Raw genomic sequence first — 18705 nt, forward strand, 5'->3', positions numbered from 1 at the left:
TTGATTTACACATCACGAATTCCTTGCGAAGCGTCGATCCGCGCCACTCGCCAGCCGCCCAGGGCAGCGGCGGCGGTGCTGGCCAAGAGCACGGCCAGCAGCGCGACGAGATAGTGCATGGGCAGCAGATGCGCGGCGTATTCACCCGGCACCTGCATGAACAAGCGGTTCAGGCCTTGCTCGGCCAGCAGGTACAACAGTGTTGCCAATAACACCGCCAGCAACCCGCTGTACAAGGCCTGCAACACCACGAACAGCAACAGCGCGGCGGTGCCCAGGCCCAGCAGGCGCAGCACCGCCAGTTCGCGCTGCTTGCGCTGCACCGCCGCCACCGCACCCGCCGCCGTGGCCGCTACGGCGCCGGCCACCGCCAGGCTGGCGATGATCCAGAACACCAGGTCCAGGTTGCGGCCCAGCGACTGCACCTGGGCGATCTGCGCGGCCTGGGTCGACACCAGCAGCTTGCGCTCGGCGAAGAAGCGCCGCAGCGGCTCCACATCGTCGAGCGTGCGGGCGTAGAGGCGAAACGCTGGATAGACCCGCGCCGCAGCCGCCACCGCGTCCGGCGCCTCGCCGCTCCAGCCCAACGCAGGCACCGCGCGGCCGTCGCGGTAGTCTTCGGCTGCCTCCAGCAACGCCAGCGAGGCAAACAGGCCGTCGCGCTCGAAGGCCGCCAGCGGCAGCACCGCACGCACATGCAACGGCGTCTGCCGCCACTGCACATCGCCGCCCTGCTGGCGATTGAAACTGCCCAGCAGACGATCGCCCGCCCGCGCGCCAAGCTTTTCTGCAGCGGTGAAGCTCAGCACCACATCGCGCAGATCGGCGGGGTCCGGTGCCACCGCGCCATCGAGCAGCGGATCGCCCGCTGCGGTGGGCAGCATCTCGACCGTCACCCCGCGCCCCTGCGCCGGCAGCAACAGCTCGGCGGTGGCAGCGATCTGCCGGGTGCGCGGGATGGCGAAGGCCACGTCGGAGCGCGCTGCCAGGCGCGCGATGAACTCGGCGCTAAAGCGCCCGCCGCCCAGCGCGATGATTTCGCGCACACCGGGGTCGCGTTGCAGGCGCTCGGTCAGGCTGCCGATCAGGCCGAACTTCAGACCGAACAGCACCAGCAGCGGCGCGATCACCGCCACCAACGCCAGCACCGCGCAGGCCGACAGCCGCGCGTCGGTGCGATAGTCCTGCCAGGCCAGCCTGGCGATCAGCAGCGGGCGCATCAGGCGGCCTGCTCCAGGGTGGTGGTGACGCCGCCATCGGCATCGCGGCGGCACTGCATGCGCAGCACCCGCAGCCCGGCGTTGCGCGCCAGCGTCTCGTCGTGGGTGGCGATCACGCAGGTCACCCGGTGCGCCTCGGCCTGGCGCAGCAGCAACTGCATCACCCGCTCGGCGTTGAGCGGATCGAGCGCCGCGGTCGGCTCGTCGGCCAGCAACAGCGTCGGTGCATGGACCAGGGCACGGGCACAGCTGACCCGCTGACGCTGGCCCAAGGAGAGATCTGCCGGCCGCTTGTCCAACTGATCGCTGACGTCCAGCGCCGCCGCCAGCCGCTCCACGCCACCGTCATCGGCCAGGCCGAGCAATTGGCGCGGCAGGCGAATGTTGCCGCGCACATCGAGAAACCCGAGCAGGCCGCCCGCTTGCAGCACATAGCCCAGATGGCGGCTGCGCAGCGCCGCCAGGCGATCGAGCTGGCGCGCCCGCCATAACCCGGCGATGTCCTGCGCAGCGCCGTCCAGTTCGAGACTGAAACGCTCGGCAGCGTCCGGCGCCAGCACCAGCGCCAGCAGATCGAGCAAGGTGCTCTTGCCGCAGCCGCTGGGGCCGACCAGCGCCACCTGCGCACCGGCCGCCAGATGCAGCTCGCCGATCTCCAGGCTGTAGCGCTGGGCACCCTGCCCGCGCGTTTTGCGCACCCCCTGCATGTTGATCATCACGGCAGCGTCGACAGTGGGACACGGTACAAGGCGTCGCCCGGCTCGGCCTTGCCGAAACGCACCCAGTTGGCCATGTCATTGTGGAAGGTTTCGTAGAGGCGAATCTTCGACTCCAGCTCGTCGATGAAGTCTTCCTGCTCGGCCACCGACAGCGACAGCCACAGGTCCTGGGTCATGCTCAACGACTTGCTGCGATACGGCAGGCCTTCGAGGTACTCGCCGAGCACGCCACCCTGGGCCAGGTTGGCGCCCTTGCTCAGTGCACTCGGGTCGCGGCTCATGTAGGCGCTGGCGCTGGCGATCTCGTTGAAGAAGTCGCCCGGCGAGCTGCGGGTCTTGCGCGCGGCATCGACGATCAGCTTGAGCGATTGCTGCAGGTCGTTGAGCTGCAGCTTGGTGAGCATCACGCACACTTGCAGGGTTGGCAGCGCCGGGTTGGTCAGGTCGCGGTCGGCGGTCCAGGCGCTGACCAGTTGCGGCGCCTGGCTGGCGCTACGCCGGCCGAGGAAGTCCATGTGCATGGCGTAGCCCACCGCCTGGGTCTTGGCCGCCAGGCTGGAGCCGGCGCCCAGCATCGGCACCGGCTGCGGCTGCTGGCTGCGGACCTGATGCACCAGGTCCGCAAAGGTCGAACCAATTTCCCGCACCCGTTCGCCGAAGGCATTCACCTCACCGCCCGGCACGCCTACGTAGAGATCGCCAATGCGCGGGTTGCTGTCGGCGGTGAGCACGCGGTACTGCTGCTCGGCCGAACCGTGGTTCTTGATTCCGGCGGGGGTGCGCAGGTGCAGCGCGTAGATCTTGATCTGCTTGCTCAACGCTGCCTGACGGACTTCGGCTTCGTTCATCTGCGTGCTGCTTTGCGGATCGCTCTTGCGCAGCGCGCCCGCATCGGTGACCAACAGCACGATGCGCCCGCCATAGCCGGACCAGTCCATGCCCTCGACCGCCTGCATCACGCCGGCAAACGCATCCTCGTTGAACGACTGGCTGGAGACGGTGGTGGCCTTGACCTGCGCGGCGGCCTTGAGGAACCGTGCCGGATCGCGGCCTTCGTCCAGGGTCACCAGGGTCTTGCTCAGGTATTCCAGCCCCGGCGTGCGCTTGATGCTGTTGCGAAAGCCCACCAGGCCGAAGCTGACGCTGTCCAGTTCGCCGCGGTCGGCCAACTGCGCCTGCAATTCGCTGACCACCTGGCGCACGCGGTCGATGTAGGGCTGCATCGACACCGAGGTGTCCACCACCAGCACGATGCCGGTACGGAAGTTGTTGTCGGCTGCGCCCGTGGCAGGCGTCTGGGACGCGTTGGTGGCCTCGCCGGACGCGCCCGCACCGGGATCGATCGAGGCGATGTTAAGCAACTGCGCAGGTTGTCCGTCGGCGTCGAAGCTCTCGCGGTAGTCGAAGATCGGCATCAGGTAGAACTGGTCTTGCGGCACGGCGTTGGCGGTAGGCTCCAGCGCCAGCACCTCGGGCGCCTGGGCCGGATCGTTCTGCGCCTGGAGCAATTGCGCACGGGCGCGGTTGCTGTCGTCGAGCAACTGCTGCACATCGTCGGGCTGACGCATGAACATCACCGGCGCGCGGCCGGAGCGTTCGGTGAACTTGAGCACCAGGCTCTGCTTCCAGTCACTGGTCTGCTCGGCGGCGAGCCAGCCTTCACGCTGCCCGTCGCTGGCAGCACCGACCTGCACCCAGGACTGACCGTCGACGTCCTTGCGCTGGTAGACGTAGAGCACCGAGAACGCCGGCAGCGGCTCGCCCGCCTGACCTCCAGGACTGTCGGCCAGACGCGCACCAGGCTTGGTCAGCACGCGTTGGAACAGCGTCTTCTTGCCGGGCATGAGCAGCGGACGCTGATCGTCCGTGGCGGCTGTCGTCAGAGGCGGCGGTGTCTGGGCGTGAGACGGTGTCTGCACCCCCGGCGGTTCGACGGCAGGCTCGTCACCGCCACTGAACAGCCAGTAGCCACCGGCAGCCAACCCCAGCGCCGCCGCGATGGCCACCGCAAGCAGGGCGACCGCAGGCTTTTTCTTCGCAGCCTTGGACGGCGCGGGCGCGGGCTGGGGCTGGAGAGGTGGCGGTTTGATCGGCTCTGGGCGCGCAGCGGCCTGGGGAATGTCGATGGAGACCGGGGTCAATCCGCCCAACGCCGGCGCCGGCACGGACACCGAGTCCGGCCCGATGCTCGCCACGGGCATGAACACCGTGCTGTCGCCCTCGGCGGGCAGACGGTCCAACGCCGCCAATAGCGCGTCGGCATCGGCGAAGCGTGCAGTAGGATCCTTGGCCAGCAAGCCGTGCAGGATGTCCTGATAACGGCCGTGCTCGATGGGCAGTTCCGGCAGTGGTTCGGTCAGGTGCGCCAGCGCCGTGGACAGCGCGTCGACACCGTTGTACGGCAGCTTGCCGACGAGGATTTCGTACAGCACCACGCCCAGCGCGTAGAGGTCGGCGCGCCCGTCGATCTCGAGCCCGCGCGCCTGCTCCGGGCTCATGTAGCTGGGCGTGCCGATGGCGAAGCCGGCCTGGGTGAACTGGGTGTGGTCATCCAGCGACTTGGCGATGCCGAAGTCCGACAGCACGGCAGTGCCGTCGGCGCGGAACAGGATGTTGGCCGGTTTCACATCGCGGTGCACCAGGCCCTGGGCATGGGCATAGCCCAGCGCCTGGGCCATCTGCCGCACGTAGACCAGCCCCTGCTCGGCGCTCAAACCCGCCGCGATGCGCTCCTTGAGCGTGCCGGCCGGCAGGTACTCCATGGCCATGTAGTACAGCTCGCCGACATTGCCGATGTCGTGGATGGTGGCGATGTTCGGATGCGCCAGGCGCGCCAGGGTGCGGCCTTCGCGCAGGAAGCGCTCGCAGAAGGTCGGATCGGCCGCCAGGCTGGCCGCCATCACCTTCAGCGCCACCTTGCGTTGCAGCGAACGCTGGGTGGCCAGGTAGACGCTGGCCATGGCGCCCTGGCCAATTTCGCCGTCGATGTCGAAACCGGGGATCTGCATGTCGATGTCGTTCTTCAATTGGCCTTCACCACCACGGCTGTGATGTTGTCGGGGGCGCCACGGGTCAAGCCGAGATGGACCAGCCCGCGCACCACCTGATAGGGGTCGGCGTGGTGCAGCACCTCGCCGATTTCGAGGTCTTCGGCGGTCTTGGTCAGGCCGTCGCTGCACAGCAGGTAGGTATCGCCGGGACGTACTTGCACCGAGAGACTCTGCAATTGGAGCTGATCCTCCACGCCGATGGCGCGGGTGACGATGTTGCCGCGTGGGTGCACGCGCGCCTCGGCTTCGCTGAGCAGGCCACTGTCCTGCAGCTCCTGGACGTAACTGTGGTCATGGCTGAGGCGCTCGATGCGTCCGTCGCGCAGGCGGTACAGACGGCTGTCGCCGGCCCACAGCGCGACGCCCTGATCGCCGCGCACGGCCAGTACCACCACCGTGCTGCCCATCATCGACACGCCCCGGCGATGGGTTTCCTCGCGGACCGCGCGGTTGACCCGCACCAGGGTGTCGCGCACGGCTTGGGCGCGCGCCTCGAGCGGCGCAGGCAGTGGCAACTGACGCAGGCTGTCGACGGTCAGGCTGGCCACGTAATCGCCCGCTGCATGACCGCCCATGCCGTCGGCCACAGCCCACAGGCCATCGGCCGCCAGGTCCAGGCAGGCGTCCTCGTTGATCTTGCGCACCATGCCAACGTGGCTGTAACTGGCGGCACTGTAATGCAGGGTCGTCATACCCCGCCTCCCTCGTCGCCCAACAGGAATGCGGCGAAGTGCTCGCTGCGCGGCAGACCTGGGTAACGCATCAGGCCCGGCGCGATGCGCTCCGAGCCGCGCCCCCACCACAGGCTCATGCCTTCGCAGGCGCACTCGGCCAGCGCGTGTGCGCGGCCCTCGGGGGTGGTCGCGGCCAAGCGTTGCAGGCCACCGACGCTGGGTACGGATGCCGCGCCCTGAATGCCCGTGCTGTCGGCGCCATAAGGCTGCACGGCGCGCTCGAACGCGTCGAACGGCGCCCCTTCCTCCAGCGTGTCCAACAGTGCCGTCTCGACCGCCTCGAACCAGGCATCGCTGCCGGCCACGATCGCCGCCAACGACGTCTGCGGTGCCAGCACCTGAGCGACGGTCAGCGGGAAGTAGCGCCCGACCCGGTCGATGCTGGGCATCACGACGCCAGTCACCGCTTGAGGCCCGCACACGCCGGGCGCCAAGGCAAAGCGCCACAATGGGCTGACCAGGTAGGCCTGTAGCCACTGTTCGCCCAACTGCCGCTGACTGGCTTGAATGCCAGCGGCCAGCCACTGATCCCAGGGCTGGATGAAGGTCTGCGGCAGGTCGCGGCTGACGAAATCGCCGCGACAGGCCATTTTCCCGTAGAAACCCACGTCGTTCACAAATGCTCCGGCAGGCTGAAACCGCTGACCACTCGGCTGCGGAACGGATTGAACGCGCTGCTGGCACGCAGCTCGTAGGACACGCTGGCGCCATCGACGCGCAGGCGTAGGTTGAAGCGCTCCGGCGAACTGCCGGCACTGAGATCGGACTGATCGAGCAAGCGGAACCACGCCCACGGCCCCTCCAGTGTCATCCCCGAGCGACCGCTGGCCGCCGGGGGCGAGATCGACAGGCGCACCACGCCGATACTGTTGGGGTTCGGCCACTGCAGCGACACCGGGCGACTCGGACCGTGGTCGTAGCTGACCTGCTGACCATCGAGGTCGAGCAGGAACTGAGTGATCGAGGCGTCCATCGCCACCGGCTTGAGCTCGAAACGCACCCCCGGTTGCAGGCCGCCGCTGGTGCGGAAGAAGGCATCGCGAATGGTCGCGGCGCGCTGGAAGGTGTTCAGCACGCCGCCACCGATACCCAGCTTCTGCGCGGCGCCCGGCTGCCAGCTCCAGGGCGACGTGGCCGTGTTGACGTAGGGTTGCAGGTACTTGCGGAAGTAGTTGTCCATCACCCCGCCCACACCGAAGAACTGGCCGAAGTCTTCCAGGGTGGCATCGCGTGGGCTGCCGGCGCTCAGGGGATAGCGCCCGCTGAGCGACTGACGGTAGACATTGACCACCTCGCTGGTCCAGGCGGCGTTGAGCTGATTGCGCACCCCGCCCATGACGATGGCATTGGTCGAGCCGACCACCGAACCGACCAGGTTCTGCACCAGCTTGGGCTGGCGCGCCGCGCCCAGCGACACGCGCTGCGAAGCCGCCTGCGCCTGGTTCTTGGCCTCGCCCAGCAAGGCATCGCCACTGGCGCCGACCATGGCGCTGACTTGCACGTACAGCGCGTTGAGGTCGGCCAGCAAGCCGTCGAGCGAACTCGGTTGGCCCTCGCCGCTGGCGACCAGTTCGGCCAGTTCAGCGAAGTGGGCCGTGACTGGGTCCACCTCGCGCGCCTGCGCCTCGGTGCCCGGAATCGGCGTGTCGCCCAGCAGGCCACCGAGGCGCTGGCGCAACTGATCAACCCCGGCCTGCTCCACCTTGGCTTGGGCCTGGTCGAGCACGGTCGGCTGTTGCAGGTCGGTTTCCTTGGCCACCGCCTGCAGCAGCTTCTTCAGCGGCGAGGTCGGCCCGGACAATACGCGCAGCACGTCGGCAGCCTGCCCGGCGCTGGTGATGGGTACGAAATCGAGATCGGCCAGCAGCGCATCCCACTGGCGGATGTAGTCCTGGTAATAGAGCTGGCGCACGTCGTCGGCCAGGCGCTTGGCATCGCTGGCCTCGCTCAGCTCGCGACCCAGCACCCAGCGCTCCTCGGCCAGGGTTTCGGCGTGGGCGACGCTGGCGGCGAGAAACGCTTTGCGGTAACCGTCGACGGTGAAGATGCCCGGCAGCGGATCGGTCAACGGTTTGCCGCTCTTGCGCTGGAACACCAGCGCCGCATCGCGACCGGCCGCGTCGCTGAGGCGAAAATCGCTGACACCGTTCGGCAGTTTCTGACGCTTGACTCGGTCATACACCCGTTGCGCCACCGGCAATTGCTGCAACTGACGGCGGGTGTCGTCGATCAGGCGCTGATCCAGTCGCGCATTGGGCGGGCGCTTGTCGAACAACGCCGAGAGGTGCTGCTCCAGTGCCTGACGTTGTTCCGGGGCCAGATCGCGCGGCAGGTGACGCTCCCAATCCAGGCTGATCCAGGCCTTGATGAAGTCGGCGTCGTAATGCTCGCTGTCGGCGAGCATGAGATAGGCCTTGAGGCCTTCGTAGAGGTAGTCCGATGGACCGCCGGCATACAACTGTTCCTCGATGCGGGTGACCAGGCGCGGGGCGAAGATGGCGATCAGCAGCTTGCGGTAGACGCTATCGGACTCGCTCTCGAGCATATCGCCCTGATACAGGCCCAGGCCCTCTGCCCAACTGGGCGGATCGTTGGCCAGGCGGCGCACGGCATTGAGCAACGGCAGCACCTCGATCACTTCGCGCTGCGCCGGGCTCAGTTCCTGGACGCTCTTGCCCAGCGGTTTGAGGCGGCTGTCGACTTCCGCGATGTACTGCTGGTTGGCGCGGTAGCTCAAGGTCCACAAGGTGCCGACCACCAGCACCAGCGCCACGCTCAAGGCCAGGGCACCGCGTGCGATCCATTTGCGTCGGCGCTCCACCTTGGGATCGCTGCCCACCAGCCCGCGTTCGGCGAAGGCCACGGCGGTGAACAGCTTCTCGATGAAATAGCTGCGCCCCGTGCCGGTCTGACGCGCCAGGTGCGCACGGTCCAGGCCCATGCTCTGCGCCATGCTGCCGATCAGGCGGTCGATCGGGCTGCCTTCCTGGGTGCCGCTGGTGAAGTACACCCCGCGCAGCAGCGCCCGCTCTTCGAAGGCATTGGGTTTGAACACGCCGTCGAGGAAGCTCTTGAGGTTGCCACGCAGCGCCGCAAACTGCTGGATGAAGCCATAGACCAGATCGCGCCGCGCCGGATCGCGTTCCTGCTGGAGGCGTTCGACCAACCGCTGGTTCAGACGCGTCTCCAGCAGGCCGAACTCTTGCTCGAACTGCGCCAGCGGCCCCTCGCCCTGCTGACCCTCATCCAGCGCGAAGGTCATGCCCCACACCTGAGCACGTTCTTCCTTGCTCAGGTTGTCGAAGAACTCCATGAACCCGGGCACCAGGTCGAGCTTGGTGAGCATCAGGTAGATGGGGAAGCGCACGCCGAGTTGGGTATACAGCTCCTGGATCCGCGTGCGAATCGCCGTGGCATGGGCGGCGCGTTCTGCATCGCTGCCCAGCAGCAGATCCGACAGGCTGATGGCGATGAAGGCGCCATCGATGGGACGCCGTGAGCGCTGCTGCTTGAGCAGGTCGAGAAAGCCCAGCCAGGCGGCTTTGTCGACCTGAGCATGGCTGTCCTGAGTGGTGTAGCGGCCAGCGGTGTCGAGCAGCACGGCCTGGTCGGTGAACCACCAGTCACAATTGCGCGTGCCGCCAACGCCGCGGATGGCGCCTTCGCCCAGTTGCGCGGCCAGCGGGAAGTGCAGACCGGAATTGATCAGCGCAGTGGTCTTGCCCGAGCCGGGCGGGCCGATGATCACGTACCAAGGCAGCTCATAGAGATTACGCCGCTCGTCGCCGCCCAGACGCGCCTTCTTCAGCAGCACCAGGGCTTCGTCCATGCGCTGGCGCAGGGTCGCCAGTTCTTCGGCAGTGGCCAGGCTGGTAGGGTCCGGCGCCGTCTCGGCAGCCAGGCTTTCCAGCACCTTGGCCGCCTGGCGGCGGGTCTGGACGATGCGCCAGGTGCGGTAGGCGACCCACACCGCGAACAGCAGGATGATCAGGATCCAGCGCGGCGCAGGCGGGGCCAGCACATCCAGCAGCGGACCCAGGAACCAGATGATCAGGCTCAGGGCGATCAGCCCCAGCACCGGGATCACCCAGCGGATGACGAAACTGAAAAACGCCTTCACTCGACGCCCTCCGCCAGAACTGTGATTTCCACCCGACGATTCTTCGCCCGGCCTTGCGCGGTGTCGTTCGACGCCAACGGCTCGGTGTCGCTCAGCCCCTGGGCGGTGAAACGCTCGGCCTGACCGGTGCGCGCCACCAGCAGCGACTTGACCTCTTCGGCACGGGCCTGGGACAGCGCCCAGTTCGAGGGGAAGCGGATCGTGGCGATGCGTTGGTTGTCGCTGTGCCCGGTCACGCGCACATTGCCCTTGACCTTGGAGACGGCCGCCGCAATGCGCTGCAGCAGGGGCTCGAAGTCGCCCTTGATGCTGGCGCTGGCCGACGCGAACAGTTCGTCACCGCGAATGGTCACCACCGAACGGTCGACCGCATCTTCGACTGAGACCCGGCCAGCCTTGATGTCATCGGCCAGGAAACCGGCCAGACGCGGGCGCTCGACGGGCTTGGGCTGCACCACGGGACGGTCCATGGCCTGCACCGGAATTTCCCCCAGCGCGTGAATGCCACGGAACACCGGCTCGGCGTCGGAGGCGAGCTTCATGCGCAGGCCGAACAACAACAGCAACAGCAACGCCAGGGCCACGGCCAGGCCGACCCATGGCGGGATGAACTGCGCCAGGCGGTCGCGGCTGACCGAGACGCCGCGCCAATGCGGCGACAGTTCGCGCTCGATCTCGCCACGGGCGCCGCGGATGGCTGCGGCGGTGCGTTCGCGCAGCGCTTCGAGCTGCGCGCGGCCCCCGTTCATGACCCGATAGCGGCCTTCGAAACCCAGGCTGGTGCACAGGTACAGCAGCTCCAGCAGGTTCAAGCGCTCACGCGGGCTCTGCAGGCAATGCTCGAGCAACTGGAAGGTCTTCTCCCCGCCCCAGGCCTCGTTGTGCACGGTGATCAGCAGGCTTTGCTTGCCCCAGTCGCTACTGCTGCCCCACGGGGTGCTCAGCACCGCCTCGTCGAGGGCGGTGCACAGGGCGTAGCGTGCCAGCAGCACTTCGTTACGCGGCACACCGGCGGCGTCGGCACGCTCCTCGAACTGACGCAGGTAGGCCAGCAATTGTGCGCGCAGGCTGGCCGGGGCGGGATGGGCGATGGTGTTGCGCAGGCGTGTGAGCAAGGCCAGCAGCGGCCCGGCTGCCTGCTCCAGTGGATTGAGCCCGGCGCCCTGCCCAGGCGCCAGCGGCTCGGCCGGCACGCTCAGAGGCGGCGGTGCGGGCTGCGCCGGTGTCGAGGGCTGCGGACCACGGCCACCGGGGCGCGGCATGAATTGGGTCCGGTCATTGCCTTGAGGATCGTCGTGCTGCATCGCGGCTTATCCTCGAATGGCCCAGAACGCCAGGCTCAACCCAGGGAACTCGCCAGCGACGTAGAAGGCGAAGCCACCGGAATGCTGCAACTGTTTCCAGTGCTCGCTGCCACGGTCGAGCTCAAAGTAAGTGGAACCGGCATGGAACGGGATCTGCCTGGGCGCCACCGGCAACGGCAACAGGCCGATGCCAGGCAATTGCAGGTTGACCAAGTCGCGGATGTGTTCCACCGAGCCGATCTTGCTCTGCTGGCCGAACCGACTGCGCAGGGTTTCGCTGGGCACATCGGCGCGCACCACCAGGATGAAGCTGGCGCTGTCCAGCAGGCTGCGGTCGGCCAGCATGCCCACGTGCACGCCATAGGCTTTCTCGACGATCGGAATGGCCACCGCCTTGCTGTCGATCAGCATCGACAGGGCTTGGCGCAGGGAGACCATCAGCGGCTGGAACGTCGCCGCCAGATCATCGTGCTGATACGCCGGGAAGCTCTCCGGACGCCGGCCGTCCTGGGTGAAGGTGGCGAACTCGCCGGCAAGGGCGACCAGTTCGCTGAACAGCCGCTCCGGGTGCAGCGGGCTGAGCTGGCCCAGGTGCTCGACCAGCGGCTGCGCCCGGTTGACCAGTTGCAGCAGCATGAAGTCGGCGATTTCCGAGGCGCCGCCGTTGGCAGAAGCCACCACGCGCCCGGCCAGCGCTTCGCCGCGTTGATGCAGCAGGCCCAGCAGTTCGCTGCGGAAATTCGCCAACGTATCGCTCACCGCCACGTCCAGCACGGGCGGGATGTAGCTGTCATCGAGCATCAGCGCGCGGTCGGCGCGCTTCTCACGGATACGCAGCACGCCCAGCGCCGCGTAGTCGCCCAAGCCCTCGCGTTCGGACAACAGACGCAGGGCGCGACTGCCCAGGGCCAACGGCGCGCGGTTCTCGAACGGCGCATTGTCGTCGCGCACTTCGCTGACCCGGGCGACGTAACGCGCGCCGTCCAGCGGTTCACCTTCATCGACGGTGTCACGGGCGCCGGCGCGCTTGAGCGGCAGGCCCAGATAGATCACCGCATCGCGCAGGTCTTCGGGAATTTCCAACGGCGGCGGTGGCAGGTCGTCACGCGGGATGTCGAACGGCGTACCGTCCGGCAACAGGCCACGGGCGCTGATGATCGCCAGCTTGCCCTGGGCCAGCAGGCCCTGGTCGATCAGCAACTCGGAGAAGCCCCAGGCGGCCGTGGACAGCGGGCGACTGCGGGCATCGATGAACGTCTCCAGGTAGCGGTCGTGCTGCTGGAAGTGCTGGGTCGTGATGAACATGCCTTCCGACCAGACCACGCGATTGTTCCAGGACATGGGTTCTCCGTTTGCCTAGCGGGCAGGGACAGGTTGTGGTGTGGCCACGGCGCTGCGCACGGCGCGCACATCGAGGCTGATCTGGTAGTCGTGTGGCGGCACCGGCAGCACGCTGCGCCATTGCGCCCGATCGACCTCGCGGTAGCCGACGACCAGGCCGACCAGGCGCGTGGCCGGGTTCAGCGGACGGTCGAGTTGCAACTGCCGGCCGGGCTGCAGCAGCACCTCGTCCTGATCGACGAGGTCGGCCCCCAACGTGGCCTGAGCGCGCTCGGCCAGGGCGAAATAGTCAGCGCGCTCGAACGCGGCGGCGTTCTTCAGCTCGTAGACCCGCACCCGTACCGGCGCGGGCGTGCCGTCGGCGCCCGGATTGAGGCCAGCGGCGGCGCTGAAGTACAGGCTGACGCCGGGCGCCTCGTGGTCAGCCGACGCGGGTGCGGGCGCGTCTTTGCTGCAGGCACCGAGCAGCACCAGGGCCAGGGCCGCGATCAGTCGTGTTGCATTCATGTTCGTCCTCATGACGTCCTGTAACTCTTCCTGTCCTGAAGCACGGCCTCAGGAACGTTGCATTCTTGCGGTATGGGCTTCGTAGGCGCGGCTGAACTCGCGGCCGAACAAGTCCTGGAAATCGTCCTGCGCTTCGCGGGAAATCTGCCCGTAGAGCTGGGTGAACTGCTGCCACAGATGGGCCTGGCGCGAGCCACCGAACAGCTTGGCCAGGCCTGCCGCAGGCGCCAGCCGCGCTTCCAGTTGCCCGGGCTCGAAGCGGGTCAGCAGGTGCTTGATGGCGGCTTCGACGCCGGCCATCACTGCCAGTTGGTGGGCACGCAAATCATCGAAACTGTCGCGCACGGCCTGGTCGGCCGGCATGAACGCCTGACTGCCCTGGCGCAGCAACAGCAGCAAGGCCTCATCGGCATTGGGGGCGAACTTGAGCGGGTTGTTCTGCACCGGGGCGATGGTGGTCTGCTGCATGCGGAACTCGCCCTTGAGGCTGCTGCGCGCGCGCAGGACATCGATCAGCCCTTCGACCATCAAGCGGTAACTGCGCCCGACGGCCTCCATCTGCGCAGCCGCATCCTCGGCGTCGAAACGCAGGTGGTCGATCCCGGCACCGCGCAGGAATGCCTGTAGAAGACCCTGGTCAGCGGCAGGCGGGGCGGGCGGCGCTGCCGCGACGGGCGTTGAGGGCGGCGGCTGAGGCGTCTGCGGCGGGGCGATCGGCGGCGCAGGCTCAGCCGCCAACGGGCTTTCGAAAGCCGGCATGGGCGGGATGTCTGGCGCGGCAGCGGGCGCAGGCGCAGGCGCGGGACTGTCGTCGAAGGGGTTCCAGTCCGCTGGAATGGCCCCGATACCAGGCGCTGCAGGAGGCGGCGGCGCAGGAGCGGGCGCAACGGGCGCAGGTGGCCGGAAATCGTGTTGTTGGGCCGGTACGTGGTCGGGCTGGCTGGCCGGAGGCACGCTCGATGCACCCAGGAAATCGAACAAATCTGGCAGGGTGTCGTGGCTGGACGCCCCCTGCAGCAACGCCGCAGAGGCCGGAGCGATGGGCAAGCTCGACGCTGCGACCTGATTGGCCATCAGCGCCTCGAAGCTCTGAGCGCCTGGCTGACGACTCTCGTCGACGGAAAAGCCCGAATCGATACGCGCCTGGATCTCGTAATCGCCGATCCGGATGAGTTCTCCGTCCATCAACGGTTCACTGTTTCCACGGCGAAGACGCACGCCGGCCTGAACCAACTCGATACCGTTGGTACTGCTATCCGTTATGTAGTAACGCCCTTCACGGAATTGGACTACACAATGACTTGAAGATACCAACCGCTCAGGATCAGGTAATACCCAGTCATTGTTAGGACTTCTTCCTATGCTGACGGCACCATTTTCCACCGTGATCTCCGAGCATTGCCCTGGGGTGATCTTGTGGTAACTAGTGATAGTTAGGCAAAGTGCCATCACGCCTCCTGCATAGACTATAAACCTTGATTCCATTCAAATGGATGGACTGCTTTGCGCTACAGGACCAGACCTTGAAATCCATGTAATTTCAAAGGAGATGCGCTATTTATCGCTACAGAACCTGACAATCTAACTCACTCAAGCTGCACTTTGATGTCAGTTTCAGCGGCCGGCTGAAATTCTGCTGAAACGATCACACTCGGGTTTTCAGCGCGCTAGCTTACCTTGACAGCATTTTGGAAATAAACCATAAATGCGCAACTTTGAGCTGCAGCCGCTGATATCGGTTCAATATCAACCCTTAAAGTTCACCAGCGTTTTGTGCGCTGGTTCACACTTTTAAATTTTGACCCTGCGCCATTTGCAGAGCCCCGCCACGGGCCGATATGGAGATCGATATCTGGTGAACTCCCAGGCACTGCTAGCCGCTGTTTCAGATGACTTCCCTTGTGGCGAAGACCTGGAATACGACGCCGACTTCCTGCAACTCGAACGCGATGCCCAAGGGCGTCCGGAACGGGTCATGGGCGATGCGGTACAGCCGGCCGAACCGCCTCAGTGGCGCACCCTCGAACAGTCCTGTATCTCCCTGCTGCAACGCAGCAAAGACCTGCGCATTACCCACTTCCTGGTTCAGTCCAACCTTGCCCTGCACGGTTTCGTCGGCCTGGCCGACGGCCTGGAACTGATCCGCGATCTGCTGGGCGAGTACTGGCTGCACCTGCACCCGCAACTCGATGCCTCGGACGACAACGACCCGACCGTGCGCGTCAACGCCTTGGCCGGCCTCACCTGCGAAGCCAACATCGCCTTGCTGCGCGAAGCCGTCCTGGCACGCTCGCGCGCGTTCGGCCCGGTGACCCTGCGTGCCGGCCTGCACGCCGCTGGCCTGCAGCACTTCGCCAGCGAAGACCTCAGCATCGAAGCCTTGGCCGCCGCACTGCGCGATGCCGACGCCGAAGAGCTCGAACAGACGCGCCAGGCACTGACCCGAGCGCGCGAAGCCTGCGAAGCCATCGAACGACGGGTGAGCGACCACGTGGGATCCGCTTCGGGCGTCGACCTGAGCGCGCTCAAGCAGCCGCTGCGCCTGGCCTCGCAAGTGCTCGCCGACTACGCACCCGGTGGCTCGCCATCGGCCACGGTACCCGACACGCCTGCGCATGAACCGCTCGACAACGACCAGACACCATCGACCAGCGCCGCTACACCGAGCGCCCGCCCGCCAGCGCGGCCCGGCGAAGTGAGCAGCCGCGACGATGTCCGCCAGAGCCTCGACCGGCTGCTGCAGTACTACGCCCGCCACGAGCCTTCGAGCCCACTGCCCGTGCTGCTGCGCCGGGCCAAGCACCTGGTCGATGCCGATTTCGCGACCATCGTGCGCGACCTGATTCCCGATGGCCTGTCGCAGTTCGAGAACCTGCGCGGGCCCCAGGACGACTGATACCACCGACAGCCGCAACGAACGACAGCGCCCCCAGCGGCGACCAGGAGGAACCACGTGGCCAAAGACAGCTCCCAGAAATTCATCGCGCGTAACCGCGCGCCGCGCGTGCAGATCGAATACGACGTCGAACTGTACGGCGCCGAGAAGAAGGTCCAGCTCCCCTTCGTCATGGGCGTGCTGGCCGATCTGGCCGGCAAGCCGGAAGAACCGCTGCCGGCGGTGGCCGACCGCAAGTTTCTGGAGGTCGATGTGGACAACTTCGACTCGCGGCTCAAGGCGATGAAGCCTCGCGTGGCGTTCAACGTCCCCAACGAACTCACCGGCGACGGCAACCTGAGCCTGGACATCACCTTCGAGAGCATGGACGACTTCAGCCCGGCCGCCGTCGCGCGCAAGGTCGATGCCCTCAACCAATTGCTCGAGGCACGTACCCAGTTGGCCAACCTGCTGACCTACATGGACGGCAAGACTGGCGCCGAGGACATCATCCTCAAGGCCATCAAGGACCCTGCCCTGCTGCAGGCCCTGGCCAGTGCCCCGAAACCTGCCGACAACGAGCCGAGCGCCTGAGGAGCCCGCCATGACCGACACATTGCGCGACAACCAGGCCGCCGAGGCCAGCACCGAGCAGACCAGCGAGTTCGCCAACCTGCTGCTGCAGGAATTCAAACCCAAGACCGAACGCGCCAAGGAGGCGGTGCAAAGCGCCGTACGCACCCTGGCCGAGCAGGCCCTGGCGCAGACCAACCTGATCTCCGACGACGCCATCGGCTCGATCGAGCAGATCATCGCCGCCATCGACGCCAAGCTCACTGCCCAGGTCAACCAGATCATTCACCATGACGACTTCCAGAAGCTGGAAAGCGCCTGGCGCGGTCTGCACTACCTGGTCACCAACACCGAGAGCGACGAGCAACTGAAGATCCGTGTGCTCAACGTGTCCAAGACCGACCTGCACAAGACCCTGAAGAAGTTCAAGGGCACCGCCTGGGACCAGAGCCCGGTGTTCAAGAAGCTCTACGAAGAGGAATACGGTCAGTTCGGCGGCGAGCCCTACGGCTGCCTGGTGGGCGACTACTATTTCGACCAGTCGCCGCCCGACGTCGAGCTGCTCGGCGAGCTGTCCAAGGTCTGCGCCTCGATGCATGCGCCGTTCATCGCTGCCGCCTCACCGACGGTCATGGGCATGGGCTCATGGCAGGAGCTGTCCAACCCGCGTGACCTGACCAAGATCTTCACCACCCCGGAATATGCCGGCTGGCGCTCGCTGCGCGAATCGGAAGACTCGCGCTACATCGGCCTGACCATGCCACGCTTCCTGGCACGTCTGCCCTACGGCGCCAAGACCGACCCGGTCGAAGCCTTCGCCTTCGAGGAAGACACCGACGGCGCCGACAGCAGCAAATACACCTGGGCCAACGCGGCCTATGCCATGGCAGTGAACATCAACCGCTCGTTCAAGCACTACGGCTGGTGCTCGCGCATCCGCGGCGTGGAATCGGGCGGTGAAGTGCAGGGCCTGCCGGCGCACACCTTCCCCACCGACGACGGTGGCGTGGACATGAAGTGCCCGACCGAGATCGCCATTTCCGACCGCCGCGAAGCGGAACTGGCGAAGAACGGCTTCATGCCGCTGCTGCACAAGAAGAACACCGACTTTGCCGCCTTCATCGGCGCCCAGTCGCTGCAGAAGCCGGCCGAATACGACGACCCGGACGCCACCGCCAACGCCAACCTGGCCGCGCGCCTGCCGTACCTGTTCGCCACCTGCCGCTTCGCCCATTACCTGAAGTGCATCGTTCGCGACAAGATCGGCTCGTTCAAGGAAAAGGACGAGATGCAGCGCTGGCTGCAGGACTGGATCCTGAACTACGTCGACGGCGATCCCGCGCACTCCAGCGAAACCACCAAGGCCCAGCACCCGCTGGCCGCCGCTGAAGTGGTGGTGGAGGAAATCGAAGGCAACCCTGGCTACTACAACTCGCGCTTCTACCTGCGCCCGCACTATCAGCTCGAGGGGCTGACCGTGTCGCTGCGCCTGGTCTCGAAGCTGCCGTCGGCCAAAGGGGCCTGATCGACGCTTGACCTTCCGGGGAGTGGTTTCCCTCTCGATCGAGCCGGGAAGCCTTGCCAACCTGCGGACCTTGTCCGGCAGGTGAAGCAGCGCCCCCGGAACTGTACGACCTCACGACGAACGCCAACCGACGCGATATATCGAGGACATCATGGCTGTAGACATTTTCATCAAGATCGGCGACATCAAGGGCGAGTCCGCAGACAAGGCCCACAAGGAAGAAATCGACGTGCTGAACTGGAGCTGGGGCATGTCCCAGTCCGGCAACATGCACATGGGCAGCGGCGGCGGTGCCGGCAAGGTCAACATCCAGGACCTGTCGATCACCAAGTACGTCGACAAGTCCAGCCCGAACCTGATGGCCCACTGCTCCAGCGGCAAGCACATCGACAAGGTCAAGCTGACCGTGCGCAAGGCTGGTGGCGAGAGCCAGGTCGAGTATCTGATCATCAACCTGGAAGAAGTCATCATCAGCTCGCTGAGCACCGGCGGCTCGGGCAGCGATGACCGCCTGACCGAGAACGTCACCTTGAACTTCGCCAAGGTCACCGTGGACTATCAGCCACAGAAAGCCGACGGCACCAAGGACGGCGGCGCCATCAAGTACGGTTGGAACGTGCGCCAGAACGTCAAGATCTGATCGCGCAGCGATGTGCTTCGCGGGTGAGCCCGCTCCCACAGGGCTGGCACACAGCCCTTCTTGTGGCAGGGGTTCATCCGCGAATGGATACGACAAC

Annotated in this window: 14 protein-coding genes; 4 read left to right on the forward strand and 10 right to left on the reverse strand. The window is 66.3% G+C overall.

What is annotated here, in order from left to right; all coding sequences use genetic code 11:
* Positions 1 to 5: 5 nt before the first annotated feature.
* The 10 genes from ACK2SD_RS22940 to tagH are packed head-to-tail and all read right to left on the reverse strand — an operon-like array spanning position 6 to position 14444.
* Positions 6 to 1220, reverse strand: a complete 1215-nt coding sequence (locus ACK2SD_RS22940) for an FtsX-like permease family protein (protein ID WP_317870921.1) — start codon at positions 1218 to 1220, stop codon at positions 6 to 8.
* Positions 1220 to 1936 carry an ABC transporter ATP-binding protein gene (locus ACK2SD_RS22945; RefSeq protein ID WP_412460922.1) on the reverse strand — a complete coding sequence of 239 codons (717 nt, stop codon included), beginning with the start codon at positions 1934 to 1936 and terminating at the stop codon, positions 1220 to 1222. The genes ACK2SD_RS22940 and ACK2SD_RS22945 overlap by 1 nt, the downstream gene beginning before the upstream one ends.
* Positions 1936 to 4953, reverse strand: a complete 3018-nt coding sequence (locus tag ACK2SD_RS22950) for a serine/threonine-protein kinase (RefSeq protein WP_412462359.1) — start codon at positions 4951 to 4953, stop codon at positions 1936 to 1938. The genes ACK2SD_RS22945 and ACK2SD_RS22950 overlap by 1 nt, the downstream gene beginning before the upstream one ends.
* Positions 4954 to 4961: 8 nt before the next feature.
* Positions 4962 to 5681: a PP2C family protein-serine/threonine phosphatase gene (locus ACK2SD_RS22955; RefSeq protein WP_039582640.1), complete on the reverse strand. Its 720-nt coding sequence runs from the start codon at positions 5679 to 5681 to the stop codon at positions 4962 to 4964.
* Positions 5678 to 6340 carry a type VI secretion system-associated protein TagF gene (tagF, locus tag ACK2SD_RS22960; protein ID WP_412460923.1) on the reverse strand — a complete coding sequence of 221 codons (663 nt, stop codon included), beginning with the start codon at positions 6338 to 6340 and terminating at the stop codon, positions 5678 to 5680. The genes ACK2SD_RS22955 and tagF overlap by 4 nt, the downstream gene beginning before the upstream one ends.
* Positions 6337 to 9843 carry a type VI secretion system membrane subunit TssM gene (gene tssM, locus ACK2SD_RS22965; RefSeq protein ID WP_412460924.1) on the reverse strand — a complete coding sequence of 1169 codons (3507 nt, stop codon included), beginning with the start codon at positions 9841 to 9843 and terminating at the stop codon, positions 6337 to 6339. Before tssM ends, tagF begins: the two co-directional genes overlap by 4 nt.
* Positions 9840 to 11147 carry a DotU family type VI secretion system protein gene (locus ACK2SD_RS22970; protein ID WP_039582637.1) on the reverse strand — a complete coding sequence of 436 codons (1308 nt, stop codon included), beginning with the start codon at positions 11145 to 11147 and terminating at the stop codon, positions 9840 to 9842. The genes tssM and ACK2SD_RS22970 overlap by 4 nt, the downstream gene beginning before the upstream one ends.
* Before the next feature lie 6 nt (positions 11148 to 11153).
* Positions 11154 to 12488, reverse strand: coding sequence for a type VI secretion system baseplate subunit TssK (gene tssK / locus ACK2SD_RS22975; RefSeq protein ID WP_412460925.1), 1335 nt, complete (start codon positions 12486 to 12488; stop codon positions 11154 to 11156).
* A 15-nt stretch (positions 12489 to 12503) separates the two neighbouring features.
* Entirely contained in the window at positions 12504 to 12995 is a 492-nt protein-coding gene (gene tssJ, locus ACK2SD_RS22980; protein WP_342649949.1) for a type VI secretion system lipoprotein TssJ, read from the reverse strand.
* 48 nt (positions 12996 to 13043) lie between these two features.
* The gene (gene tagH / locus ACK2SD_RS22985; RefSeq protein ID WP_412460926.1) at positions 13044 to 14444 is read right to left on the reverse strand and encodes a type VI secretion system-associated FHA domain protein TagH; all 1401 of its coding nucleotides are present in this window, start codon (positions 14442 to 14444) and stop codon (positions 13044 to 13046) included.
* A gap of 406 nt (positions 14445 to 14850) precedes the next feature.
* Here tagH and tssA point away from each other — a divergent pair, with 406 nt between their 5' ends.
* From tssA to ACK2SD_RS23005, 4 genes are all read left to right on the forward strand, one after another.
* Positions 14851 to 15891: a type VI secretion system protein TssA gene (gene tssA / locus ACK2SD_RS22990; RefSeq protein WP_412460927.1), complete on the forward strand. Its 1041-nt coding sequence runs from the start codon at positions 14851 to 14853 to the stop codon at positions 15889 to 15891.
* Positions 15892 to 15948: 57 nt separating this feature from the next.
* Positions 15949 to 16464 carry a type VI secretion system contractile sheath small subunit gene (gene tssB, locus ACK2SD_RS22995; protein WP_029613826.1) on the forward strand — a complete coding sequence of 172 codons (516 nt, stop codon included), beginning with the start codon at positions 15949 to 15951 and terminating at the stop codon, positions 16462 to 16464.
* A 10-nt stretch (positions 16465 to 16474) separates the two neighbouring features.
* Positions 16475 to 17968: a type VI secretion system contractile sheath large subunit gene (tssC, locus tag ACK2SD_RS23000; RefSeq protein WP_029613827.1), complete on the forward strand. Its 1494-nt coding sequence runs from the start codon at positions 16475 to 16477 to the stop codon at positions 17966 to 17968.
* Between the two features lie 151 nt (positions 17969 to 18119).
* The gene (locus tag ACK2SD_RS23005; protein WP_029613828.1) at positions 18120 to 18608 is read left to right on the forward strand and encodes an Hcp family type VI secretion system effector; all 489 of its coding nucleotides are present in this window, start codon (positions 18120 to 18122) and stop codon (positions 18606 to 18608) included.
* Positions 18609 to 18705: the final 97 nt, after the last annotated feature.

This window comes from Pseudomonas sp. SC11, from assembly GCF_047039205.1.
Classification (GTDB): Bacteria; Pseudomonadota; Gammaproteobacteria; order Pseudomonadales; family Pseudomonadaceae; genus Aquipseudomonas; species Aquipseudomonas boreofloridensis.